Source organism: Clostridium sartagoforme (assembly GCF_039521405.1).
Taxonomy (GTDB): Bacteria; Bacillota; Clostridia; order Clostridiales; family Clostridiaceae; genus Clostridium; species Clostridium sartagoforme.
Genome location: NZ_BAAACH010000010.1, coordinates 1 through 23,447 on the forward strand (window position 1 = coordinate 1; position 23,447 = coordinate 23,447).

18 protein-coding genes, 21 tRNA genes, 1 rRNA gene and 1 pseudogene are annotated in these 23,447 nt (G+C 28.5%); 4 read left to right on the top strand and 37 right to left on the bottom strand.

The genetic code is table 11. The features are described from left to right. Positions 1 to 101, bottom strand: a 16S ribosomal RNA gene (locus ABDZ60_RS03165); the annotation flags it as partial. 483 nt (positions 102 to 584) lie between these two features. Between ABDZ60_RS03165 and ABDZ60_RS03170 the strand changes: the two genes are divergently transcribed. After that, positions 585 to 661 (top strand) — tRNA-Arg (locus ABDZ60_RS03170). A gap of 235 nt (positions 662 to 896) precedes the next feature. Here ABDZ60_RS03170 and pulA read toward each other — a convergent pair. The 24 genes from pulA to rph all read right to left on the bottom strand — a co-directional run bounded on the left by pulA (position 897) and on the right by rph (position 6,890). After that, positions 897 to 2,870, bottom strand: coding sequence for a type I pullulanase (pulA, locus tag ABDZ60_RS03175; protein ID WP_343775978.1), 1,974 nt, complete (start codon positions 2,868 to 2,870; stop codon positions 897 to 899). A 269-nt stretch (positions 2,871 to 3,139) separates the two neighbouring features. Next, positions 3,140 to 3,213, bottom strand: a tRNA-Gly gene (locus tag ABDZ60_RS03180). Between the two features lie 6 nt (positions 3,214 to 3,219). Further along, a tRNA-Gly gene (locus ABDZ60_RS03185) sits at positions 3,220 to 3,294 on the bottom strand. Between the two features lie 18 nt (positions 3,295 to 3,312). After that, positions 3,313 to 3,396: transfer RNA gene (locus ABDZ60_RS03190), tRNA-Leu, on the bottom strand. 8 nt (positions 3,397 to 3,404) lie between these two features. Further along, positions 3,405 to 3,480, bottom strand: a tRNA-Lys gene (locus tag ABDZ60_RS03195). Positions 3,481 to 3,484: 4 nt separating this feature from the next. Continuing rightward, positions 3,485 to 3,559: transfer RNA gene (locus ABDZ60_RS03200), tRNA-Gln, on the bottom strand. Between the two features lie 5 nt (positions 3,560 to 3,564). Beyond that, positions 3,565 to 3,640: transfer RNA gene (locus tag ABDZ60_RS03205), tRNA-His, on the bottom strand. 4 nt (positions 3,641 to 3,644) lie between these two features. Beyond that, positions 3,645 to 3,720 (bottom strand) — tRNA-Lys (locus ABDZ60_RS03210). A 3-nt stretch (positions 3,721 to 3,723) separates the two neighbouring features. Then, positions 3,724 to 3,800 (bottom strand) — tRNA-Arg (locus ABDZ60_RS03215). A gap of 3 nt (positions 3,801 to 3,803) precedes the next feature. Next, positions 3,804 to 3,877: transfer RNA gene (locus ABDZ60_RS03220), tRNA-Gly, on the bottom strand. A 6-nt stretch (positions 3,878 to 3,883) separates the two neighbouring features. Continuing rightward, positions 3,884 to 3,958 (bottom strand) — tRNA-Gly (locus ABDZ60_RS03225). Positions 3,959 to 3,976: 18 nt separating this feature from the next. After that, a tRNA-Leu gene (locus ABDZ60_RS03230) sits at positions 3,977 to 4,060 on the bottom strand. An 8-nt stretch (positions 4,061 to 4,068) separates the two neighbouring features. Then, positions 4,069 to 4,144 (bottom strand) — tRNA-Lys (locus ABDZ60_RS03235). Between the two features lie 4 nt (positions 4,145 to 4,148). Then, positions 4,149 to 4,223: transfer RNA gene (locus tag ABDZ60_RS03240), tRNA-Gln, on the bottom strand. Between the two features lie 5 nt (positions 4,224 to 4,228). Further along, positions 4,229 to 4,304: transfer RNA gene (locus ABDZ60_RS03245), tRNA-His, on the bottom strand. A gap of 6 nt (positions 4,305 to 4,310) precedes the next feature. Beyond that, positions 4,311 to 4,387, bottom strand: a tRNA-Arg gene (locus ABDZ60_RS03250). Between the two features lie 3 nt (positions 4,388 to 4,390). Continuing rightward, positions 4,391 to 4,464, bottom strand: a tRNA-Gly gene (locus ABDZ60_RS03255). A 16-nt stretch (positions 4,465 to 4,480) separates the two neighbouring features. Next, a tRNA-Pro gene (locus ABDZ60_RS03260) sits at positions 4,481 to 4,556 on the bottom strand. Between the two features lie 7 nt (positions 4,557 to 4,563). Beyond that, a tRNA-Arg gene (locus tag ABDZ60_RS03265) sits at positions 4,564 to 4,640 on the bottom strand. Positions 4,641 to 4,716: 76 nt separating this feature from the next. Next, positions 4,717 to 4,790: transfer RNA gene (locus ABDZ60_RS03270), tRNA-Gly, on the bottom strand. Between the two features lie 17 nt (positions 4,791 to 4,807). Next, a tRNA-Pro gene (locus tag ABDZ60_RS03275) sits at positions 4,808 to 4,883 on the bottom strand. 155 nt (positions 4,884 to 5,038) lie between these two features. Then, positions 5,039 to 5,518, bottom strand: coding sequence for a metallophosphoesterase (locus ABDZ60_RS03280; protein WP_016208058.1), 480 nt, complete (start codon positions 5,516 to 5,518; stop codon positions 5,039 to 5,041). A gap of 9 nt (positions 5,519 to 5,527) precedes the next feature. Continuing rightward, positions 5,528 to 6,139 (bottom strand): XTP/dITP diphosphatase, encoded by a 612-nt coding sequence (locus ABDZ60_RS03285; protein WP_016208059.1) that lies wholly within the window; start codon positions 6,137 to 6,139, stop codon positions 5,528 to 5,530. A gap of 4 nt (positions 6,140 to 6,143) precedes the next feature. Further along, a complete protein-coding gene (gene rph, locus ABDZ60_RS03290; RefSeq protein ID WP_016208060.1) occupies positions 6,144 to 6,890 on the bottom strand; it encodes a ribonuclease PH in 747 nt (248 codons plus the stop codon). A gap of 87 nt (positions 6,891 to 6,977) precedes the next feature. Between rph and ABDZ60_RS03295 the strand changes: the two genes are divergently transcribed. Then, positions 6,978 to 8,552 carry a hypothetical protein gene (locus tag ABDZ60_RS03295; protein WP_343775988.1) on the top strand — a complete coding sequence of 525 codons (1,575 nt, stop codon included), beginning with the start codon at positions 6,978 to 6,980 and terminating at the stop codon, positions 8,550 to 8,552. 138 nt (positions 8,553 to 8,690) lie between these two features. Here the strand turns inward: ABDZ60_RS03295 and ABDZ60_RS03300 are convergent, their stop codons facing one another. After that, a complete protein-coding gene (locus tag ABDZ60_RS03300; protein ID WP_343775991.1) occupies positions 8,691 to 10,193 on the bottom strand; it encodes an ABC transporter substrate-binding protein in 1,503 nt (500 codons plus the stop codon). Between the two features lie 270 nt (positions 10,194 to 10,463). Between ABDZ60_RS03300 and ABDZ60_RS03305 the strand changes: the two genes are divergently transcribed. Then, positions 10,464 to 10,724, top strand: coding sequence for a Vpu (locus tag ABDZ60_RS03305; RefSeq protein WP_016208062.1), 261 nt, complete (start codon positions 10,464 to 10,466; stop codon positions 10,722 to 10,724). A gap of 87 nt (positions 10,725 to 10,811) precedes the next feature. Here the strand turns inward: ABDZ60_RS03305 and ABDZ60_RS18650 are convergent, their stop codons facing one another. From ABDZ60_RS18650 to ABDZ60_RS03320, 4 genes and pseudogenes are all read right to left on the bottom strand, one after another. After that, the gene (locus tag ABDZ60_RS18650) at positions 10,812 to 11,270 is read right to left on the bottom strand and encodes an ATP-binding protein (protein ID WP_425544843.1); all 459 of its coding nucleotides are present in this window, start codon (positions 11,268 to 11,270) and stop codon (positions 10,812 to 10,814) included. 15 nt (positions 11,271 to 11,285) lie between these two features. After that, positions 11,286 to 12,752, bottom strand: a pseudogene (locus ABDZ60_RS03310) (sensor histidine kinase); the annotation flags it as partial. Positions 12,753 to 12,948: 196 nt separating this feature from the next. Then, on the bottom strand, positions 12,949 to 13,647 hold the full coding sequence (locus tag ABDZ60_RS03315; protein ID WP_016208064.1) for a response regulator transcription factor: 699 nt from the start codon (positions 13,645 to 13,647) through the stop codon (positions 12,949 to 12,951). A 150-nt stretch (positions 13,648 to 13,797) separates the two neighbouring features. Then, a complete protein-coding gene (locus ABDZ60_RS03320; RefSeq protein ID WP_343775998.1) occupies positions 13,798 to 14,097 on the bottom strand; it encodes a thioredoxin family protein in 300 nt (99 codons plus the stop codon). Between the two features lie 104 nt (positions 14,098 to 14,201). On the opposite strand from ABDZ60_RS03320, the gene ABDZ60_RS03325 reads away from it, so the two are divergent. After that, positions 14,202 to 14,921 carry a superoxide dismutase gene (locus ABDZ60_RS03325; protein WP_343776001.1) on the top strand — a complete coding sequence of 240 codons (720 nt, stop codon included), beginning with the start codon at positions 14,202 to 14,204 and terminating at the stop codon, positions 14,919 to 14,921. A gap of 177 nt (positions 14,922 to 15,098) precedes the next feature. On the opposite strand, the gene ABDZ60_RS03330 is transcribed toward ABDZ60_RS03325, so the two are convergent. The 7 genes from ABDZ60_RS03330 to lysA all read right to left on the bottom strand — a co-directional run bounded on the left by ABDZ60_RS03330 (position 15,099) and on the right by lysA (position 23,291). Then, positions 15,099 to 16,208: an ABC transporter ATP-binding protein gene (locus ABDZ60_RS03330; protein WP_343776004.1), complete on the bottom strand. Its 1,110-nt coding sequence runs from the start codon at positions 16,206 to 16,208 to the stop codon at positions 15,099 to 15,101. Positions 16,209 to 16,232: 24 nt separating this feature from the next. Further along, positions 16,233 to 16,709, bottom strand: coding sequence for a hypothetical protein (locus tag ABDZ60_RS03335; protein ID WP_016208068.1), 477 nt, complete (start codon positions 16,707 to 16,709; stop codon positions 16,233 to 16,235). A 229-nt stretch (positions 16,710 to 16,938) separates the two neighbouring features. Continuing rightward, positions 16,939 to 19,038: a HelD family protein gene (locus tag ABDZ60_RS03340; protein ID WP_343776007.1), complete on the bottom strand. Its 2,100-nt coding sequence runs from the start codon at positions 19,036 to 19,038 to the stop codon at positions 16,939 to 16,941. Positions 19,039 to 19,182: 144 nt separating this feature from the next. Further along, positions 19,183 to 21,048 (bottom strand): ATP-dependent zinc metalloprotease FtsH, encoded by a 1,866-nt coding sequence (gene ftsH / locus ABDZ60_RS03345; protein ID WP_343776010.1) that lies wholly within the window; start codon positions 21,046 to 21,048, stop codon positions 19,183 to 19,185. Between the two features lie 23 nt (positions 21,049 to 21,071). After that, positions 21,072 to 21,635, bottom strand: coding sequence for a signal peptidase I (gene lepB / locus ABDZ60_RS03350; RefSeq protein ID WP_016208071.1), 564 nt, complete (start codon positions 21,633 to 21,635; stop codon positions 21,072 to 21,074). Next, on the bottom strand, positions 21,632 to 21,877 hold the full coding sequence (locus ABDZ60_RS03355; RefSeq protein ID WP_343776013.1) for a DUF3006 domain-containing protein: 246 nt from the start codon (positions 21,875 to 21,877) through the stop codon (positions 21,632 to 21,634). Before ABDZ60_RS03355 ends, lepB begins: the two co-directional genes overlap by 4 nt. A 121-nt stretch (positions 21,878 to 21,998) precedes the next feature. After that, positions 21,999 to 23,291, bottom strand: a complete 1,293-nt coding sequence (gene lysA, locus ABDZ60_RS03360; RefSeq protein ID WP_016208073.1) for a diaminopimelate decarboxylase — start codon at positions 23,289 to 23,291, stop codon at positions 21,999 to 22,001. Positions 23,292 to 23,447 lie beyond the last annotated feature (156 nt).

The following is a 23,447-nucleotide window of genomic DNA, read 5'->3' on the forward strand; positions in this document are numbered from 1 at the left end:
CGCCGCTAGGTTCATCCCCGAAGGGAATCTCCTCGCTCGACTTGCATGTGTTAGGCACGCCGCCAGCGTTCGTCCTGAGCTAGGATCAAACTCTCAATAAAAAGTTTAATCTGTCTCAAATTACTTTGAGTCTTTTAATGCAACAACGCTTACTATTGTCAGCGTTGTAAGTTCGAATAACTAAATTAAAATTTAGATTCTCACTTAAGACTTCTAAAAGAATTGCTGGTTTATTTTACTTAACTTATTTTCTGTTCAATTTTCAAAGATCTTGTCACATAAGCGACTTCTACATCTTAACATCTCAAGTATTCATTGTCAATATTTTTTTATTAAACAATTGTTTCTTAAGAACATTGATTATTCTATCATAGCTTCACTTATCTAAAAATATATATAATCCGTTTATTTAAGATTATTTTTTATTTTCACTATATTTTATTAATATATCTTTATTTCTCATATATTGATACTCGTGGATATGTGTAAGATTAATACCTTAAAATTAGAATTCTACAGAATTAAATTGTAGAATTTTAAAAGTATTAGTATTATAATATATTTGTTTATTGAATTTGTAATAAGCATCTATAGCTCAGTTGGATAGAGCGTTGGACTTCGAATCCAGTGGTCGGGGGTTCAAATCCCTCTAGGTGCACCATTTTTATATTTTGCAAAATAAAATTTCTATTTCACAAAGCACAATTCACAGAATTCAAATTATAAGCATTTAAAGAGAACAGAAATTTAAAATTAGGGCAATAGATAAGTTTATGTACAACTATTTATCTATTGCCTTTTTTTTGCATGACTAGTTGGTAAGTTTAAAATAATAGATACTTTGTACAAGTAAACTGTGAATTCTAAGCTGTGCACTAAATAAATTGTTTTACAATTTATAAATATTTCAATATTATAAAAGAAATAGGCTTAACCTTAATCTTGCTTCCTTCTATATAATAAAGTCCTTCTTCATTTATATCCTCTTTGTCTGCTATTACTTCAAACTTACTATGGTCTAGTTCTACCTCAACTTCATTTTTATTAGAATTGAATATAACTGCTATTTTTCCTAAATTATCTCCTACTTTGTCCCCATTAGCTATATATCCAACTATATTATTCTCATTAAAGTTCTCTCCTATATTTAAGAATGAAATATTTTCCTGTATATCTACTGCTGATTTCATTTTAAATACTTCGTGTTTTTTTCTTAAATTAATCAGTTTTTTGTAATAATTAAAAACATCTATATACTTTTCTTTTCTCTTCCAATCAAATTTATTAATGCAATCAGGCGATTTATAGCTATTTTCTATTAAATTGTTATTTTTATCTTTCTTAGTTCTTAGTATTTCATCTCCTGAATGTATAAATGGAATTCCTTGTGATGTTAGTACTATAGCTGCTGCCATTTTATTCATATCTTTTTTTTCTTCCTCCGATGATGAAGTTTCAACTAAACATATCTTATCCCATAAAGTATAATTATCATGAGCTGATGTATACGTTATAACTTGATATGGTTCCTTTGCCCAGTACTCATCTGAATAAATAACTTTATTGTAATCTATATCTTTATGCTTTATAGATGCGATTATACCAAACTTTATACTTTCTTCAAGATCTGATTCTCCGTTTATAAACCCACCTTTTTCTTTTTGAAAAACGTCTCCTTTTATTGAATCTCTTATATCATCGCTAAAAGCTCCTATTTGTAATTTATCAAATTTTTTTATATTTTTTTTAAGAGTTAACTTATCATCAGATAATGGTGAATCATCCGCCTTCCAACCTTCTCCATAAATTAGTATATTTTTATTTAGCTTACTAAGTTCTTCTCTAATCCTCTTCATTGTATCCATATCATGTAGAGCCATCAAATCAAATCTAAATCCATCTATTTTGTATTCTTTTGCCCAATATATGATAGAGTCAACAATAAACTTTCTTACCATATACCTTTCTGATGCTATTTCATTTCCACAACCTGATCCATTTGAAAAATTTCCATCTCTTTTTTGTCTATAATAGTAATTTGGGAAACTCATGTTAAAGTTGGAATTTTCTGTATCAAAGGTATGATTATACACAACATCCATAATAATTTTAATATTATTTTCATGTGCCTTTAATATCATTTCCTTAAATTCTTTTATTCTCACTTCCGATAAATAAGGATTTGTAGAATAAGAACCTTCTAAAGAATTATAATTTAGCGGATCATACCCCCAATTATATTCTAATTCACTAAATTTTTCTTCATCTACAGTTTTATAATCAAAACTCGGCATTAATTGTATTGTGTTTATTCCAAGTTCTTTTAGATGATTAAATCCAGTTGTTATATTATCAGTTTTATTTATTTCTTGAGTTAATCCTTTAAATTTTCCCCTTATATTTTCGTCAACTAAAGAGTTTTTATCTATTGTAAAATCTCTTATATTTAATTCATATATAATTGAATCTAAAGGATCAAATGATGGAATTCTATGATTTTCCCAACCTTTTGGATTAGTACTATCTAAATTTATTACCATTCCTCTTTTTCCATTAACACCTACTGCCTTAGCATAGATATCAACTACTTCATTTATTTCTCCATTGATATTAACTAAATAGTTATAATACTCACCATGTAAGTCTCCTTCTACTATGATTTCAAAAACTCCTCTATCTGTTTTTTTCATTTCTATAATGTCTATAGAATCTCTAGAGTAGTCATAGCCTTCTTTTCCATAAAGCTTTAATTTCATATTTTCTGCTAGTGGAGACCATATTCTAAAAATAGTTTGTTTTTTCGTATAAATAGCTCCTAACTCTTCTTCGTATTTATATAAACTATCAAGTTCATCATAATTAAAATTCATACTACCACCCTTTCCTTTAATAATTGTATTATATCTCTAAAATATATTATTTTTAGTTACTATAATAACATTTGTGTAAGAATACAAATATTATAGTAAATTATTATTTATAATTTAAAAATTTATTTTATTATAAATGCAATATATTTCATTAGACTTATATATGCCTAAGGTGGAAGTAATGAAATTTTATATTATTCTATTAACTTTTTATAATTTTATTAAAAAGTAAAAAAATAAAGGATAACTTATGTTATCCTTTATTTTTTTGGAGCGGGTGATGAGAATCGAACTCACGTAACTTGCTTGGAAGGCAAGGGCTCTACCATTGAGCTACACCCGCATAATATGGAGCGAAAGACGGGACTCGAACCCGCAACATTCACCTTGGCAAGGTGACGCTCTACCATTGAGCCACTTCCGCTTATTTTAGTTTAAAATATGGTGCAGATGAAGGGAGTCGAACCCCCACGCCAATGGCGCTAGATCCTAAGTCTAGTGCGTCTGCCAATTCCGCCACATCTGCATATATTTTGGTGGCTTACCCGGGAATCGAACCCGGTACACCTTGATTAAAAGTCAAGTGCTCTACCGATTGAGCTAGTAAACCAAGTTGGCTGGGATAGCAGGATTTGAACCTACGAATACCGCAGTCAAAGTGCGGTGCCTTACCGCTTGGCGATATCCCAGCAAATGGGGTGAACGATGGGACTCGAACCCACGACAACCAGTGCCACAAACTGGCGCTCTACCAACTGAACTACGTTCACCATATGGTGCGTTATCAGGGGATCGAACCCGGGACACCCTGATTAAGAGTCAGGTGCTCTACCAACTGAGCTAATAACGCATATGGTGCGTGTTAAGAGATTCGAACTCCTGGCCCACGCCTTAGAAGGGCGTTGCTCTATCCAGCTGAGCTAAACACGCATATGGAGCGGGTGATGAGAATCGAACTCACGTAACTTGCTTGGAAGGCAAGGGCTCTACCATTGAGCTACACCCGCATAATATGGAGCGAAAGACGGGACTCGAACCCGCAACATTCACCTTGGCAAGGTGACGCTCTACCATTGAGCCACTTCCGCTTATTTTAGTTTAAAATATGGTGCAGATGAAGGGAGTCGAACCCCCACGCCAATGGCGCTAGATCCTAAGTCTAGTGCGTCTGCCAATTCCGCCACATCTGCATATATTTTGGTGGCTTACCCGGGAATCGAACCCGGTACACCTTGATTAAAAGTCAAGTGCTCTACCGATTGAGCTAGTAAACCAAGTTGGCTGGGATAGCAGGATTTGAACCTACGAATACCGCAGTCAAAGTGCGGTGCCTTACCGCTTGGCGATATCCCAGCGAATGGGGTGAACGATGGGACTCGAACCCACGACAACCAGTGCCACAAACTGGCGCTCTACCAACTGAACTACGTTCACCATTTATGGTGCGTGTTAAGAGATTCGAACTCCTGGCCCACGCCTTAGAAGGGCGTTGCTCTATCCAGCTGAGCTAAACACGCGTATGGAGCGGGTGATGAGAATCGAACTCACGTAACTTGCTTGGAAGGCAAGGGCTCTACCATTGAGCTACACCCGCATATTAAATTTGAAAGTGGTCGGGGTGACAGGGATTGAACCTGCGACCTCATGGTCCCAAACCACGCGCGCTCCCATCTGCGCTACACCCCGATACTTATGGTGCGTGTTAAGAGATTCGAACTCCTGGCCCACGCCTTAGAAGGGCGTTGCTCTATCCAGCTGAGCTAAACACGCATATTGTTACAAAGAACATTAATTATTTTATATCATTCTTTGCCAATTGTCAACATTTTTTTATCTGTTGATTTAATGGAGCGGGTGATGAGAATCGAACTCACGTAACTTGCTTGGAAGGCAAGGGCTCTACCATTGAGCTACACCCGCATATTTGATTTTGAAAGTGGTCGGGGTGACAGGGATTGAACCTGCGACCTCATGGTCCCAAACCACGCGCGCTCCCATCTGCGCCACACCCCGATATCTTCAATATCTCTCAACGACAATGTTTATTCTACAATAGGAATAGCAATCCGTCAATACATTTTTAAAAAAATAATCTATATAAGAGAATTTTGGAGATTTACCTAGATATTTAATAATATTGTAAATTAATAACGGATTGCATGAATTTATTATTCTATTTCTTTTATAGAAATATTCCGTTTGTTATTTTTTAATATTTCTATAATTCCAAATGTTCTCTTTGCCCTACCATAAGGTAAACTTATACTTCCCGGATTCATTATTACTAATCCATCATACTCCTTTATTAGTGCCTTATGTGAGTGTCCAAAAAGGACTATATCTGCATCAACTTCCTTACCTTTGTAGAATATAGTATTGTACTCATTTTTAACATTATACATATGCCCATGAGTCATAAATATTTTTATTCCCATTACTTCAATAATTCTTTCAAGAGGATATTCTTTGCTCATATCACAATTACCTTTAACTGCATATATTTCTCCTCTAAAAATATTAGATAAGGCTTTAGTATCTGGTGCTCCATCTCCACAATGTAATATAATATCTATATCTTCTAAGTATTCCTTTATATCATTTATAAATGAAGTTTCATAATGAGAATCACTTAATACAGCAATCTTCATATTTGCCTCCTATAAAAATTCTTCTATAATTTTTTTAAATTTTTCAAGAGCAACTCCCCTATGAGATATACTATTTTTTTCCTTCATTGAAAGCTCTCCAAAAGTTTTATTAAATGGTTCATAAAAGAATAGTGGATCATATCCAAACCCATCGCATCCTTTTTCATTATCCAATATATATCCATCAACTGTTCCTGTTACTGACTTATAAATATTATTATCATTTATTAAAGCTAATTGACACACGAATCTAGCCTTTCTATTTTCATAATTAACTCCTTTTAAGTTTAAAAGTAGTTTTTCATTGTTTTTTTTATCATCACCATGTTCTCCTGAATATCTTGCAGAGTACACTCCTGGTTCTCCATTTAGATAATCCACTTCCAATCCTGAATCATCCGCCACCACTATAAAATTATTTTCTCCCATTTTTATAAGTTCTTTATATATCTCTTTACATTTCTTTTTTGCATTTTCTTCAAATGTTATTCCATCTTCTTCTACATCTATATCAAGGTCCATATCTTTTAATGAGAAAACTTCTAGTGGCATATTTTCTAAAATTTTTTTCATCTCTTTTATCTTACCTTGATTATTACTTGCAATTATAAGTTTCTTCATTTAACTATTTTCCTCCAGTACCTATCCAAAGTGAATCCATTTTTAATGCTTCCTTTTGTATTTGCACCATTTGCTTTATCCCCTTTTGTGCCAAGTCAAGAAGATCATTTAAATCATTTCTACTAAATGGTGATTCTTCGCCTGTTCCTTGTATTTCTATAAATTCACCCTCATCTGTAGCTATAATATTCATATCGACTTTTGCTTTTGAATCTTCTTCATAGCATAAATCTAAGATTTTTTCTTCATTAAGAATACCAACGCTAGTTGCACTGACAAATTTCCTTATTGGATATACATCAAAAGGTTTTTCTTTATGCAATTTATTTACTGCATCTACTAATGCTACGAAAGCTCCTGTAATAGATGTTGTTCTTGTTCCACCATCTGCTTGAATAACATCACAATCTATCCATATTGTTTTTTCTCCAAGCGCCTTCAAATCCATAACTGACCTTAATGCCCTTCCTATTAGCCTTTGTATCTCCATAGTTCTTCCATCTATCTTCAACCTAGATATATCTCTTACTTTTCTTGTCCCTGTTGATCTTGGTAGCATATTATATTCAGCAGTTATCCACCCTTCTCCTTGCCCCTTTAAAAATGGTGGAACTTTATCTTCTATGGATGCAGTACAAATAACTTTTGTATCACCAACTTCTATTAATACAGATCCCTCTGCATATTTTGTATATCCTCTAGTTATTTTTGTAGCTCTTACTTGATCATTTTTTCTTCCATCTATTCTCATAATTTACCTCCAATTCTTAATATTATTAAAATTTATGCACTATTTTAACATTAAACTCATATTATTAATATAAGGATTAATGAAGAGGTGAAGAATTTGCGATATATAGGACCATTTTTTAGAATGAATAAACTATCTCAAAAAGAAATTAACGGCCAACTTTTTCACTTATCAAAGGAGGCCATAAGGACATTAGTTCTTGAGTCAAAATGTGGATTAGTTGATTCAGTTAAAAATTATAAAAAAATATCATCCTCCATTGATATTACCACATCTGGTAATTTTTCTCCACTACTATGTATATATAGAAAATCCTCCCCTAATTATATTCATAGTAAGAACTATAATGGGTTTGATGAAGAATCCTTTAAAAAGGATATAGCTCCAATAACTAATGCTTTAATGACTTCAAGTATATTGAATTTAACTACCTATTATTCAAAGTTTAAAGATGCTGATGAAAAATTATATTCTTATTCTCAAATTTATAAGAGATTGGCTAAAAAACAACTTGACTTTTACTCAGTAAACTTAAGAAATACTGAAGGAATCTTTATAGAAAAAAGAAATCTTTCTGAAAATAACTATAAAGGTTTTAATCTTACAGAAAAAAATAATAAATTTAAATTTTCTGACCAAGCATTTATGATGGTTTCATATAATTTATACTCAATGTTATATGAAGATGATGATATTTCAGAAGATTACAATAAATTTTCATTAGAAATACTACAAATGCTTAATGAATTTAAAGAAAAAATTTATGAATGCTCTTTTGAAGAAATATGTAAAATACTTACTGCCATTAATATCTTTTATAGTAATTCTAAAAATAATGATGCTAAAATTTTAATTGTAGACTTAACAGATTATCTTATAAATAAATTTGATGAAAAAGACTATTATGTGGATGCTTTAGATTTTACATGCTTATTCTTAATAAACTTGATTTTATCATTTAAACATACTCAAATGATTACCTTTAATGAAAAAGCTAAAGAAATAAATAATAAGCTAGTATCTTTATATGATGATGAAAAAGAAGCTTTTCTTAAACTTTCTGGTAAAAAAGATTTAAAATATTCATGCTTTGATGTCACATTTTACTTCCTAGCTATTATTATGTATTCAAAGGAATCTAATAGATATAATGAATATAAAAATATGATTTCATCATTATATAGAAAATATTTTATAAATTCTGGCTTGATAACATGTTGGCCTGAAGCACCTACTTTAGATGATGCTGAAAGGTATAGGGGATTAACTTTAAATTCATCTGATATGTTAGAAGAAAACTTCTTTAGAATGCCAACAACATCAACTCCTGCGAGTTTAGGGGTTGCGCCAATTTTTAATAAAAGTATTTCTTATTCTAAAAAGAAAGATTCTTTTTCACCATCTGGTTCATCATTCGATAGCTTTAAAAATATGTATATATATCAATTAATAATTTTTCTATTTAAAGATGACTTTATGCGCGAAACAAACCTAATAAAATCTGATATTTCTTATAGAGATAATGATACTGAAAAAACTGATGAAACATATGTTGATGATATCATCATTAGGGAAGATACTATTGAAGTTCCAGACACTGCTCTTGAAAACATGAAAAATAATATTCTTATATCTAATAATGACGATTTAACTAGTAATTAAATACTAAGTTGTTATTATTATAACTAAATAATATGTGATAAATAATTATTGATGTAATTTGTTAAAAATTACATCAATAATTTAATTTCGCACTCTTTTTTAGAAAACATTTAGTGGCTTTTACCCATAGAAAAGCTACTATGACTTTTCTATTTTACTGTAGTCTATATTTCCATTACCATCTAAAATCATATTTTTTATTTTACTGTTTAAAGCTATATTATTATTATAAAAAATAATTGGTAATACTTGATACGTATTAAATAACTCATCTTCTAATTTAGTAAATAATGCTTCTTTTTCTCCTTCTGTTTTCACTGTAGAAAATTGGTCTTTATATTTTCCAGGAAGAAATTTAACCACTGTATTATATATAGAATCATCTCCTGAAAAATTAGAATCTCCTTGAATTAATGCTATATCATAATAATTAGAATCCTTTATAGAGTTCATTTCTTCATTTGTAATTAATTTATAATTTATATAAATATCTGTATTTTTCTCAAACCAATTAGATATATATTCACAAATCTCTTTATTTTCAGTTCCTTCTTGTGCAACTAAAAAAAGTTCCTTAGGCTTACTCCATTCACCTGATTCATTACTCATTACCTTTCTACTTTGAAGCTTAAGTAAATCTTCCTTATCATTTCTAAAATAGCTACCTTCAGCTAGCTCTATAAACATATTATTTTCTAATTGATATTCTTCCATAGCCTTATTTATTGAACTATATATATTTTTTTTACCTTCTATGGGTATAGAATCACTATTGGGATTAAATGTCAAATACATTGCCTTATCAGATTCTAAAGTCATCAATCTATTTTCTTCATTTAATCTGCTTAATTGGCTTTTAGGTGGATTTATAACTATATCTCTTCCCCCTATTTCAAAAGCTGCCATTGCTACTTCTTCACTTTCATCTGAGGCTACCTTTATCGTTTCAACTAACTCTATATTTGTATTATTATTTCTTTTAAGGGTTAATTCATCAATTGATATTTCAGAAATACCATAATATCCTGAGTAAACAAGCTTATCATAATTTTGTTTTATATTATTCCATAATATAACGTTCTTTCTTAACCTGTATTGTGGCATAGTGAGTTCTTCAATAAAATTATCATCCTTTGAATTTAGTCTAAATATTATATTTTCTTCTCCATAGGAAATTCCCACATTCTCAGAAAAAGATCCATATCCATCTCTAAATCCTTTTGCTCCATACACATTTAATAATGCACCTATATTTTCTCCATTTTCTTCTGTTAATATTTCTCTAAAAAATGTTGCTATATCTTTTGGAGTTATTTTACTTCCATCACTCCAATAAATATCTGATCTTATTTTAAAATCATATTCTAATCCATCGTCTCTTACTTCAACACTTTCTGATAGAGAAGGAACTATGTTTTTAGATGAATTTAATTCTACTAAGCCTCTACTAGTAGCACACACTATATCCTGCATTCTTTTGTCTAAGTCTCCAACTGATTTAAAATCTGTTGGTACTGAAGATACAGAATATGTAAATATTTTTTTGTTTTCGGTTGGCTCTTGATTTACAACTTCTATAAATCCTAGTAAAAACCCTATTAATAGTGCAGTTGATGCTGCTAATAATATTATTTTTTTCATATATTCTTCTCCTTACCTTCAGTATCTTTCTAAATTATAGACATATAATTTTAATAGTAATCATTAATATTTAAATTTCATATTTATTTCTAATTAAACTAAATTGTTGTAATTTTCTATGCTATAATATATATGTTTTAATTAATTATCTACTTAATTTATTGACTTATGAATTTAATAGCTGCTAATTAATAATCTTATTTAAGTAAAATAGCAGACTGAAAGTATAAAGTTTTTAAATTTTTATATAAAATTTGGAGGTATTTTTATATGGATTTAGCTGTTCAAATTTTTCAAATAGTTTTTTATGGTATTGGTGCTTTATTTATGATAACTTTTGCTATCATAGGAATATGGAGTTTTATTATTTTTAATAAAGCATATAAGACTCGAAGAATCCAAAATTATCTTTTAGAAAAAATATATCAAGCTATTAACCAAATATCTTATAAATCTAACAGTTCTCTTAATGAAAATTCAGAAGATGAACTTCTTAGCTTTGATGATTTAATGGATGAAGATGAAAAATAGTTAATTTTTAGTTTATAATTAAAAATTAAAAGAGGTTTTTCATAATGAATAGAAATTCATTATGAAAAACCTCTTTTAAATAAATACTTATTTTTTAAATTTTATAGTTACTTTAAATAAATCTCCATCAATATCTATTTCAAAGCTTCCACCCTGAAGTTCTACTATACTTTTTGCTATAGCAAGTCCAAGTCCAGACCCTTCTGTACTTCTAGATTTATCACCCCTTTTAAATCTTTCAACTATTTCTTCTGCCGTGAAATCTAGCTGATATGATGATATATTTTTCATTATTACTATAACTTCTTCATCATTACTTATAACCTCTATATATACTCTAGAATTTCTCATTGAATATTTAATAATGTTATTTACTAGGTTTTCAAATGCTCTAAAAGTTTTTCTACCATCTAAAAATAATATAGCTTTTGTTTCTGACCATTTAGTTATTACATTTAACTCTGCTAGCGATATTTTTTCTTCTAACTCCCCTAATATTTGTCTAAGTAATGATACTATATTTAATTCTTCTTTTTCAAATTCCATACTTCCAGATGTTACTTTTGAAGCCTCAAATAAATCTTCTATTAATATTTTAAGCCTCTTAGATTTTATATCTAAAACTTCTATATATTTGTCTCTTTTCTCTTGTGACAAATTTTCTTCCTTTAATAAATCTACATAATTTATTATTGATGTCAAAGGTGTTTTTAAATCATGTGATACATTGGTAATCAATTCACTTTTCATTCTTTCACTTTTAATTGCTTTGTCTAAAGCTCCATTAAGTCCTTCTTCTATATTTAACATATTACTTTCTATTTCTTTGAAAATTATCATTCTATTTTTCTTATATTCTTTTTCATATTTACCATCTGCTATTTTTCTTGATTTTATATTCAATATATTTGCTTCACCAAATACTATAATCACATAAGCTGTTAATATTATTAAATATACAATTACATATATTTGGGCTGTCATTACAGTTATATAGTTCCAATAGCTATAATAATTTATTAATATAGTGCACCATATAGCTAAAGCAGTCATAAAAATCATAGCACTTACTTTAAATGCTGTTGTACTAACAATATAACAGTTTTTTAATTTATCTATTACTATTATTATATATTTTTTTGTTAAGATATTTCCTAAGGCCCTTTTTCCTCCTATTATAAGAATCATATCCTTTATAAGTAAATAAGTTACTATTATTGCTACTATTGATAAAGCTATTATTTTGTTGGAATAACTATTACCACTATAATAAGGTATAACATTTGTTATAAGTTCTTTAATCGTGTTAACACATAATATAGGAATAAATATCTTAATATCTAATGGTAACTTTAAGTATAAACGTTCCATAAAGCCATTTTCATCTTTATTTTTATTTTTATATTTATAACTTAAAATTGCTAGTATCAAGGTTATTATTCCTGATGCTAAAGAAATAATACTATATCTTTTTAATGTATTTAAAGCTCCTTTCCTATAATCCCATTCATAATAAAGATTGTCCCCTTCATTTAAATTCTTTGGTATTCTATAATATTTAACTGTCTCTCTATTATAATAATCAATCAAATCTGGATAGACTTTGGATAATTCCTTAGAATACAAATTATTTTCATTATCATTTTTAGAATTTGGAAAATACATATAATAATAATTTTCATCTTCAAATTTCTTATTCTTTATCTTATATTCAAAGCTATTATCTTTTATATTAGTAATTTTTGCTCCAGTATTATCTTCAATGTAAAATTCAATATTTTTTGTTCTAGCTATAGTTTCAAATGTATTTATTTTTATATTATAGAAATAAGCATCTATATCATTATCTTCAGAAAGTATATTTTCTTTTGCTCTTTCAACATTTTCATTAATTTCATCTTCTGTTAATCCTTGACTTTTTCCCATACTTCTAATATTATTTTCAGATTCTTTCAAAAGATTTTCTTTTTCTTTTTTATCCCTTTCTTTTTCTGCCTTATATATATCTTGTCGTATAGTACCTTCCATATCCTCATATGCATATAAATAAGTTTTCAAAGTTTCATCAAAAGAATCAATATAACTTCTAATGTTATATTCATCATAAAAATTAGTTTTATGAATATATTTAGTATTTCTATATTCCGTTATTGTTTTTGTAAGTGATATTGAAAAAATTATTATTGATAAAATAACTAAGAATATATTTATTTCTTTATAAATTTTATTTTTTGTCAACTTTGTATCCAACTCCCCACACCACCTTTAAATATTGAGGATTTCTAGGGTCTACTTCTATCTTTTCCCTTATCCTCCTTATATGGACAGTTACCGTATCTACATTATATGCTATTTCATTCCATACTCTTTCATATATTTCCTCTATAGAAAATACACGTCCCAAGTTGCTCATAAGAAGACTTAGAATTTTAAATTCTATAGGAGTTAACTTAGCTTCTCTTCCATTAACTAAAACTTCCTTATTAGTGATATTTAACTCCAGTCCACCTACAGTTATTAGTCCTTTATTTTCTTCATTATTTATTGATGAAAACCTAGTATATCTTCTTATTTGCGAGTTAACTCTTGCTATTAACTCTAACGGATTAAATGGCTTAGTTATATAATCATCTGCACCTAAATTTAGTCCTAATATTTTATCTGAATCTTCTGATTTAGCAGATAACATTATTATTGGTATTTCCTTTTCTTTTCTTAATTCAATTGTTGCGCGAGTACCATCAAGGTTTGGCATCATTATATCCATTATTATTAAATGAATTGCTTCTTCTCTAGCAACCTTCAATGCTTGTATTCCGTCATAAGCTATAAAAACATTATATCCTTCATTCATAAGATAAATTTCTATTGCTTCTGTTATCTCTTTATCATCATCTACCACCAAAATATTCAATTTATTCATATATCCCCCAAAAGTCTTTTTTATTAATATTTTAACATAATGTATATATTAAGTAACATCCTTATATTAATAATATTAATTTAAAGAAGTTACAAAGTTTATATCATATTTATTAAGGAATTCTTAAAAATATAGTTATTAATTAAATATCTATCTATAAATTAAATTATAATATCTTTCTATTGAATTTTTGAATTCTAATATATCAAAATGTCTCCCAACTCTTAGTGTTTCTTTTTTGTTAATGAACAATATCAAAATAGGTAAAGAAAATATATCATTTTGAGCTGCTAACTCCCTATGCTCCAATGCATTAATTTCAAGAAACCTAATTTCCTTGTAATCTCTAATAACATGTAGTACCTTCTCTTTTATTACATCGCAAGCACCACAAGTTGAACCACTAAAATATATTATACTTATCGAATTATTTTTTATTAATTTTTCCATAACTCCTCCAATTTTAATTTACTTATTATATTTATTATATCACTTACATAATTTATTTATAAAATGCTCTTTTTAGAGAAATACTAAAATAGGAGGTGTATAAAATGAAATCAAAAAATAAAATTTACTCATTCTTTTTATTAGCTTTATCTATAATCACTCTTATCTCCTTAATTCCTACTGCTTTAGTAAAAGGTACTGCATTAGGTGATTCTAAATTTGAGCTAAGACCATTACCATATGCTTATGATGCATTAGAACCTTATATTGATAAGGAAACTATGACCATTCATCATGATAAACATCAAAAAGCTTATGTAGATAATTTAAATAAAGCTATAGCAAAATATCCTGAATTATATTCTAAAGGCTTAGAAGGAATATTAATGGATTTAGATTCAGTACCAGATGATATTAGAGAAACAGTTAGAAATAATGCTGGTGGCGTATATAATCATGAATTTTTCTGGACAATAATGTCTCCTAAAAAAGATCAAACACCCAAAGGAGATTTATTAGATGCAATTAATAGAGATTTTGAATCTTATGATAACTTTAAAAATCAATTTAAAGAAGCTGCTTTGAATAGATTTGGCTCTGGATGGGCTTGGTTAGTATCAAATAGTGATGGAAAATTATCAATAATATCTACTCCAAACCAAGATAGTCCTATTTCAACAGGACTAATCCCTATTATTGGTATTGATGTTTGGGAACATGCTTATTATCTTAAATATCAAAATAGACGTTCTGAATATATAGATAATTGGTGGAATGTAGTCAATTGGGAACAGGCTGAAAATAATTATAGCAATAAAAAGTAAGCCATTATATAACTCATAAACATAGGTTAAAGTTTAAAATACACATTAATGCCTGATACTTATTAGTTTTAGTATATTTTTAATAACTCTAAAAATCAAAAAGCCTGCTGTAATCAGCAGGCTTTATTTTTATTCTGGTAATTTCAGTTTAATTGTTAGCTACAAACTTTACTCTGATTAAAATATTGTATTTTGCTCTTCTCTATCAAATATATGCATCATATTAGTATCAAATCCAAATTCTATTGGATCACCAATTTTATAATCATTAGCTGCTCTAGATTTTATTATGAAGTTAGCTCCGTCTTTTTTAAGGTGAATGTAAGTTTCTGCTCCTAAGTTTTCTTTTAAATCAACTTCACCCTTGAAAGTAACAACTCCTGGTTTAGATAATTCTTCTTTTGTATGGTAAATATTTTCTGGTCTTATACCAACTATAACTTCTATATTTTCAGCATTCTTTTCTTTTACTATATTAACTTTATCTGCTGGAATTTCAACTAATTCATCAAATATTTTAACAAAGTTTTTTCCATCTTTAGTTGAAGTTTGTCCATAAGTCATATTCATTTGAGGACTTCCTATAAATCCTGCAACGAAAAGATTTGCTGGATGATTGTATATTTCAGTTGGTGAATCAACTTGTTGAATAATACCATCTTTCATAACAACTATTCTTGTTCCCAAAGTCATAGCTTCTGTTTGATCATGTGTTACATATATGAATGTAGTCTGTAATTCATTATATAACTTAGAAATTTCTATTCTCATTTGAACTCTTAATTTAGCATCAAGGTTTGATAAAGGTTCATCCATTAAGAATACTTTAGGACTTCTAACTATAGCTCTTCCCATCGCAACCCTTTGTCTTTGTCCACCTGATAAAGCTTTTGGTTTTCTATCTAAAAGATGCTCAATATCTAGTATCTTTGCCGCTTCTCTAACTTTTTGATCTATTTCTTGCTTTGGTAGCTTTCTAAGTTTTAATCCAAATGCCATGTTTTCATAAACTGTCATATGAGGATATAATGCATAGTTTTGGAAAACCATTGCTATATCTCTATCTTTTGGAGCTACATCATTTACAAGTTTATCCCCAATATATAATTCTCCTCCGGATATTTCTTCTAAGCCTGCAATCATTCTTAATGTAGTTGACTTACCACATCCTGATGGTCCAACAAAAACTATAAATTCTCTGTCCTCAATGTCTAAATTAAAATCTTGAACTGCTTTAAATCCATTTTCGTATACTTTTTGAATATTTCTTAAACTTAATCCTGCCATAATTTTCTCCTCCAAATTTATATATTAATAAAATGCTAGTGGATTAACTCTTTTAATTAACCTTATCAAATTTTCGTCCATGGCTAATTGAAATCCTATTAGACCTTGAGATGTTTTCGCAATATAAATCTTGTCCTTTATTCCAGACTCCTTTAAATATGCTCTTACAATTTTAGTATTACTATTAACCATTTGTTCTGGGGTTTTCACACTTGATATGCTTCTTACACTGAAATTTCCCACTTCTTTTCTTTTACTTTTATTCATTATTTTAAATATTACTAATTCTTCACCAGTAAGCTCGTATTCATATTCAACTATGAGCTTTCTAGATAAAATAAATGCTACTAAGTATATTAAGGCAAAGATTGCAGCACCTATAAAATTAAGCATTGCTATAAATACTATTGTAATAACCAATACTACTTTAGATACATTGTTTAGTATCTTTTCTAAGTTACTATAATTTTTAGTCTGAAATTGTTCGTAAAAGCTATCCAAACTTCAACCCCCTCCTTTAATATCGTTTACAACTAGTTATGCTTTTATTATAGCTTGTTTTTTTTTAATTACAATCTTATTACCTTTAATCTATACTTTTCTTAAATTATGACTAATAAAAATTTAAATAAATTGTGAAATATCACAAATTAAAAATAAAAAGTAAAAGGTAACAGTATTCTAAAAAACTGCTACCTACTACCCATTACCTTCTACAAAAAATATAGTTTTATCTTATTTTTACTATTGATAATCTATGAAGTGCTCTAGTGCACATTATATATTTAATTAAATTATCAGTATTTTCATCAAAATCAATTATTATTACTGCATCAAATTCTAGGCCTTTTGCATAATAGGAAGGTATAAGAACTTTTCCCCCTTTATAGACAACATCTAGGTTATTAAATGCTAATATATTAGTATATTTCTTAAGTTCTGGAGCTATTATGTTTAACTCCTCTTTATCTTTCGTTATAATAGCTATATTTTCATACTTTTCTTCTTGGTAATCTTCTAATAAATTCAATATAACATCTATTAAATCTTCCTTATCATCTTTTGGTACTACTGTTTCTAAAACATCAAATTCACCTTTTCTTACAAATGGGACTATAGCATTTTCATCTAATATCTTACTTGCATATTCCATAATTTGATAAGTTGATCTATAACTCTTTTTTAATTCAAATAAACTAAAGAAATTCCCAAATATATCTTTTAACTTTAACATTGCTGGAACTTCTTCTACCTTTATAAGTCTTTGATTTGAATCCCCCACTATAGTATAACTTCTACATCCAGTTAATTCTTTAAGAACTATAAATTGAAGCATATTGTAATCTTGTGCTTCGTCAATAACTATATGTTTTATTTCTCTTTTGAACTTTCTTCCATCTAATTTTATCATCAAATATAAAATGGCCGCTAAATCTAAATAGGATAAAGTTTCAACATTTATAATCTTCTTATATATATTTATAATGCTGTCATTATCTATCCATTTTTCTATATCCTGTTTGACTTTTATAACTTCCCTTATTATATCTCTTATTTTAATTTTTCTTCTAAATTCAATATTATTTTCTTCTATTTCTAATTCTTGTTGTGATAGCTTTGATTTTTCTTCTTGTGCTTTTATATTAATTTCTCTTACCTTCTCATCTCTTTTTTCCTTTATCTTAGAAATTAATATTCTTTTTATCTTTTGACTTCTTCTAAATATAGGCATATATTTATAATGCTTATTGAATAGTTCTTTTATTTCTTCTATAGAAACTATTTCTTCACCTAAGAATTTAACTGCCTCTATATTAAAATAACTTTCTTCTATTTTTTCTATTTCAGTATTTAAAAATTCTATAAATTTATTTGATGACTTATATTTTATTTCATTGATTATTTTTTCGTTTCCATTTAGTACTTCTTCTAGATAAAAAGATATATCCATTACAGCTTCATTTAATCCTATTTCTTTATATGCAAAAGATAAAAATGTCTCATTTAATACTGCAGTTTCTCCTAAATTAGGTAATACCTCTGAAATATAATTCATAAATATATCATTAGGTCCTAAAATAAGTACTTTATCCGTTAACTGTTCTCTATAATTATATAAAAGATATGCTATCCTATGTAGAGCTATAGTTGTTTTTCCCGAACCTGCAACTCCATTTACAACAACAACTCTATTTCTATCAGCTCTTATTATTTCATCTTGTTCTTTTTGTATTGTATTTACAATATCCTTAAGCTTTTCTCCAGAGTTGGATGATAAAACCATTTGTAGTATCTCATCTTGTATATTTATATCTGAATCAAAATATCCTTCCAACTTAGCCTTTTTTACAATTAATTGTCTTCTTGATAATATATCTACTGGCATTTCTCCTTGTGGACTTTTATAACTTGTTTTGCCTAACATCCCTTTGTAAAATAAAGATGCAACCGGTGCTCTCCAATCTACTATTACTGGATCATAACTTTCTTCTGGAGTTAATCCATATCTTCCTATATACAATTCTTCTGAATATCCATCATCTATAAAGTTAACTTTCCCAAAATAAGGTGACTCTTTAAGCTTTACAAATTCACCTAATTTTTTATCTATCATTTTATATGATTCTTCCTTAATATATCTTTCGTGATCAAAATACTCCATTAATTTATCTTCATCATCTCTATATTCCTCAATATACTTTTTTCTATAATCAAGTATATATTCTGAAATACCTTTTCTCTTATCTATATATTTTAAAGTTTCTTCATTAAGAATATTTAATGTATTTTTTAAGTTTTCCTCTTCTTTTAATAATTCTATTTTATCCAAGAGTTACTCCCCCTTTGATTTTATATTTATATCATTAAGAAAGAGTGTAACAAGCAATTATGTACACCCTTTCATTAATTTATCCATTTTACATTATTTTAAACTTTTAAGATTTCTTATATTTCTATAACTTGGTTTGCATCTTTAACCTTTTTTATTCTTTCTATCTCTTAGTTCTGGATATTTATCGTACACAAATTCCATAAACTCACTACCAAATATAGTTTCTTTTTCTAATAAGTACTCAGATATCTTATCAAGTAAATCTCTATTTTCTCTTAATAATTTTTTTGTGCTTTCATGACAAGTCCTTATTATTTTTAATATTTCTTCATCTATTAAAGTTGAGGTTTCATCACTACATTCTCTTACTGCTCTTCCATCTAGATATCTATTTTGAACTGATTCTAAAGCCATCATATCAAATTTATCTGTCATTCCATAAATAGTAACCATACTTCTAGCTGTTTTTGTTGCCCTTTCTATATCATTAGATGCTCCAGTTGAAAGTAAGTTAAATACTTCTTCTTCTGCTGATCTTCCACCTAACATGACCATTATTTGATTTGTTAGCTCTTCTTTAGAAACTAGATATTTCTCTTCTTCAGGTAATTGCATAGTGTAACCTAATGCTCCCATTGTTCTAGGTACTATAGTTATCTTGTGAACTGGATCTGTATTTTCTAATAGCGCAGCTACAAGGGCATGCCCAACTTCATGAAAGGCTACTATTCTCTTTTCCATAGGAGATAGTATCCTATCTTTCTTTTCTTTTCCTGCAATTATAACTTCTACAGCTTCCCTTAAGTCCTCTTGCATAACAAACTCTCTGCCATGTTTAACTGCTCTTAATGCTGCTTCATTTACTATATTTGCAAGGTCTGCACCTACTGCTCCTGGAGTACTTTTTGCTATTTCTTCTAAGTTTACATCATCCCCAAGTTTTACTCCTTTAGAATGAACTTTTAATATATCTATTCTTCCCTTTAAATCAGGTCTATCTACTATTACTCTTCTATCGAATCTTCCAGGTCTTAATAGTGCCTTATCTAATATTTCCGGTCTATTTGTTGCAGCTAAAACAACTATAGCCTTTGTAGAATCAAAACCATCCATTTGTGTTAATAATTGATTTAGAGTTTGCTCTCTTTCATCATTTGTTTGTATTTGAGAATCTCTACTTTTACCTATAGAATCTACTTCATCTATAAAAATAATACATGGTGCATTTTTTTCTGCTTCTTGGAAAAGATCTCTCACTTTTGCTGCACCCATTCCTGCAAACATCTCAACAAAATTTGATCCTGATATTGATAAGAAAGGTACATTTGCTTCACCAGCCACTGCTTTTGCTAATAATGTTTTACCTGTTCCTGGTGGACCAACTAATAATGCACCTTTAGGTAATTTAGCTCCTATACTAGTGTACTTACTAGCATTATTTAAATAATCTATTATTTCTTTTAATGATTCTTTTGCTTCATCTTGGCCTGCAACATCATCAAAAGTTATTTTTATATCATTTTCTTTATAAATCTTTGCATTACTTTTACCTAATCCCATCATAGGTGAACCACCCATTTTTCTTCCAACCTTGCCCATAAAAAATCTAATTATAAAGAAGAATATTATAGGCATTATTACCCAATCAAATATAAAATCAATTATATAATTATTCTTCATAGGCTCAGCCTTAAACTCTACTCCTGACTCCGTTAATATACTTACTAAATTGGGATCATTAACATTGCCAGTATATAGCATCTTGCCTTTTACTTTATTCGTACTATCTTCCTTTTTTAAAATTTGTATTTCACTAGATGAAATTATGACACTTTCAACTTCCTTATTTTCTATCATATTTAAAAATTCATTATAACTTACTTCTTGAGTAGTCATAAAATTTTTCGTTATGCTAAAAACATATAAAATTAGGAATGCCATAATTGCATACACTACAATATACTGCTTCTTTTTATCATCATTTTCTTCTGTATTTCTATTACTCATAATTCTTCCTTTCTAATCATTAACTATTTTATTTTTCCTAATTCATTAAAAGGATATACTTTTATTTGAGCTTTACCTTTTATATCTTCTTTAGATATATATGGATTAATCCAATATCTTGAATCTTTTGACCAAAGTCGATTATCTCCTAAAAAGAAATACTTTCCTTCTGGAACTTCATATTCTCCATTAAACTTATCTGTAGCACCTATATACTCTTCTTGTAACTCTTCACCATTCACTGAAACTATACCATTTTCAATTTTAACTTTATCTCCTGGTAAGCCTATTAATCTTTTTATTAATGAATCTTGAAGTTCTTCTGAGTAAAATACTATTATATCTCCTCGCTTAAGTTTATCTAAATTATATACTCTCGTAACAAAAAGCCTATCTCCAACATTTAAAGTTGGTACCATAGATTCTGATGGTATTAGAACCTTAAATAATAAAAACTTATTTATTAGAAAAGCTAATATTATTGCTGAGATTATTGGAACTGCCCATTCGTTAATGAAGTTTTTCATAGAATTTTTATTGCTTTTTTCTACTTTATTATCTTCATCTTTATTATTTGTATCAATCATTCTTCCCATAATCCTTTCATCATTGTATTAATTTTTTTATGTCTTAATTTTGTGGCCTCTTTATCTATAAGATATAAACCATCTCTTTTAAGTAAAATGTCCCCTTCTTTTGCTATACCTACTATATCACTTTTTTTAATATCAATTAACTCATTAGCTTTTGTTTCCACTATAACATAATCATTTTCAATTCTATCTATTATATACTCTATATTATCCATAGTATGTTTGTATTTAATCACCTCTTTTTTTAATCTTATATTTTAGTATATCATATTTATTTAAAATTAAAATAGATTAAATGTTAATAAAAAATAGGATAAATGAATATCACTTATCCTACTTCTATTACATTATTTTATATTAAATCTCACTAGTTAATAACTCTTCATAACTTTGCCTTTTACAAACAATTTTGGCTTCACCATTTCTTACAAAAATAACTGCTGGTCTTAAGTTTTTATTGTATCCGCTAGCCATGGAAAAACCATAAGCTCCTGTTGCTAACACCGCAAGTATATCACCATTTTCAGCTTTTGGAAGACTTATATCCTGTATTAATATGTCACCTGATTCACAGCATTTTCCTGCTATTGTAATATTCTTTTCATTTTTATTGCTAGCTTTATTTGCTAATATTGCTTCATATTTTGCTCCATATAATGCCGGTCTTATATTATCACCCATTCCTCCATCTACAGCCGCATATGTTCTAATTCCTGGGATTTCCTTTATGGATCCTACAGTATATAGAGTAGTTCCTGCATTTGCTACAATTGATCTTCCAGGCTCAATTGTTAAAATTGGTTTTTTAAGTGATAACTTTTGGCAAACCTCATTAACTCTATTTAAGATTACATCACAATATTCCTTTGTTTCCTTAGGCTTATCTCCTTCTGAATAGTAAATTCCGAATCCTCCACCTAAATCTAATTCCTCAATTAGATGACCTGTCTCTTGTTTTATGCCATTTATAAAATTTAACATTACTTCAGCTGCATCTGCAAATGGTTCTGTTTCAAATATTTGTGAACCTATATGACAATGTAACCCTACTAATTCTATATTTTCTAATTCAATAGCCATCTTTACAGCATCCATTATTATATTTCCAACTGGGGCAAATCCAAATTTCGAATCTATCTGTCCTGTTTTAATATAATCATGAGTGTGAGCTTCTATACCTGGTGTAAGCCTTAAATAAATTTTTTGTATTTTATTATATTTTTCTGAAACCTTATTTATTTCTGTCATTTCCCATAAATTATCTACTACAAATCTACCTACTCCTAGTTTAATTCCAAACTCTATTTCTTCTAAGGTTTTATTGTTTCCATGAAAGTATATTTTATCCATTGGAAAATTAGCTTTATATGCAGTATATAATTCTCCCCCGGAAACTACATCTAAATAAAGCCCTTGTTCTTCTATAAGTTTACACATACCTACTGTCAAAAAAGCTTTTCCAGCAAACGCTACCCTATTATTTTCAGATTTAACTTTAAAACTTTCTATATATTCTCTACACTTATCTATTAAAAGCTGTTCATCCATAACATATAATGGAGTACCGTATTCATTAGCTAAATCCTTTGCCTTCAGTCCTCCAATGTATAAATCATTTCCTTCTATTTTACTTGCCCCAAATAATTTCATAAAATCTCCTCCAAAAATATAATTATAATAAAACCACCATGATATTACATAGTGGTAGATTTTCTTATGTTAAATAAAAAAATATAGACACTCACTATATATTTATTTTCCACCTATATATTTAGCCCTAAATCATATTATATGCATTATCTTTAT

What these genes read in the sequence shown, in the direction of transcription:
- ABDZ60_RS03330 (WP_343776004.1), bottom strand. Translation starts at nt 16,208, where the DNA reads ATGGCAGGATTAAGTTTAAGAAATATTCAAAAAGTATACGAAAATGGA.
- ftsH (WP_343776010.1), bottom strand. Translation starts at nt 21,048, where the DNA reads ATGAGTAATAGAAATACAGAAGAAAATGATGATAAAAAGAAGCAGTAT.
- lysA (WP_016208073.1), bottom strand. Translation starts at nt 23,291, where the DNA reads ATGAAATTATTTGGGGCAAGTAAAATAGAAGGAAATGATTTATACATT.
- ABDZ60_RS03305 (WP_016208062.1), top strand. Translation starts at nt 10,464, where the DNA reads ATGGATTTAGCTGTTCAAATTTTTCAAATAGTTTTTTATGGTATTGGT.
- pulA (WP_343775978.1), bottom strand. Translation starts at nt 2,870, where the DNA reads ATGAATTTTAATTATGATGAACTTGATAGTTTATATAAATACGAAGAA.
- ABDZ60_RS03280 (WP_016208058.1), bottom strand. Translation starts at nt 5,518, where the DNA reads ATGAAGATTGCTGTATTAAGTGATTCTCATTATGAAACTTCATTTATA.
- ABDZ60_RS18650 (WP_425544843.1), bottom strand. Translation starts at nt 11,270, where the DNA reads ATGGAATTTGAAAAAGAAGAATTAAATATAGTATCATTACTTAGACAA.
- ABDZ60_RS03300 (WP_343775991.1), bottom strand. Translation starts at nt 10,193, where the DNA reads ATGAAAAAAATAATATTATTAGCAGCATCAACTGCACTATTAATAGGG.
- ABDZ60_RS03325 (WP_343776001.1), top strand. Translation starts at nt 14,202, where the DNA reads ATGAAATCAAAAAATAAAATTTACTCATTCTTTTTATTAGCTTTATCT.
- lepB (WP_016208071.1), bottom strand. Translation starts at nt 21,635, where the DNA reads ATGATTGATACAAATAATAAAGATGAAGATAATAAAGTAGAAAAAAGC.
- ABDZ60_RS03285 (WP_016208059.1), bottom strand. Translation starts at nt 6,139, where the DNA reads ATGAAGAAACTTATAATTGCAAGTAATAATCAAGGTAAGATAAAAGAG.
- rph (WP_016208060.1), bottom strand. Translation starts at nt 6,890, where the DNA reads ATGAGAATAGATGGAAGAAAAAATGATCAAGTAAGAGCTACAAAAATA.
- ABDZ60_RS03315 (WP_016208064.1), bottom strand. Translation starts at nt 13,647, where the DNA reads ATGAATAAATTGAATATTTTGGTGGTAGATGATGATAAAGAGATAACA.
- ABDZ60_RS03320 (WP_343775998.1), bottom strand. Translation starts at nt 14,097, where the DNA reads ATGGAAAAATTAATAAAAAATAATTCGATAAGTATAATATATTTTAGT.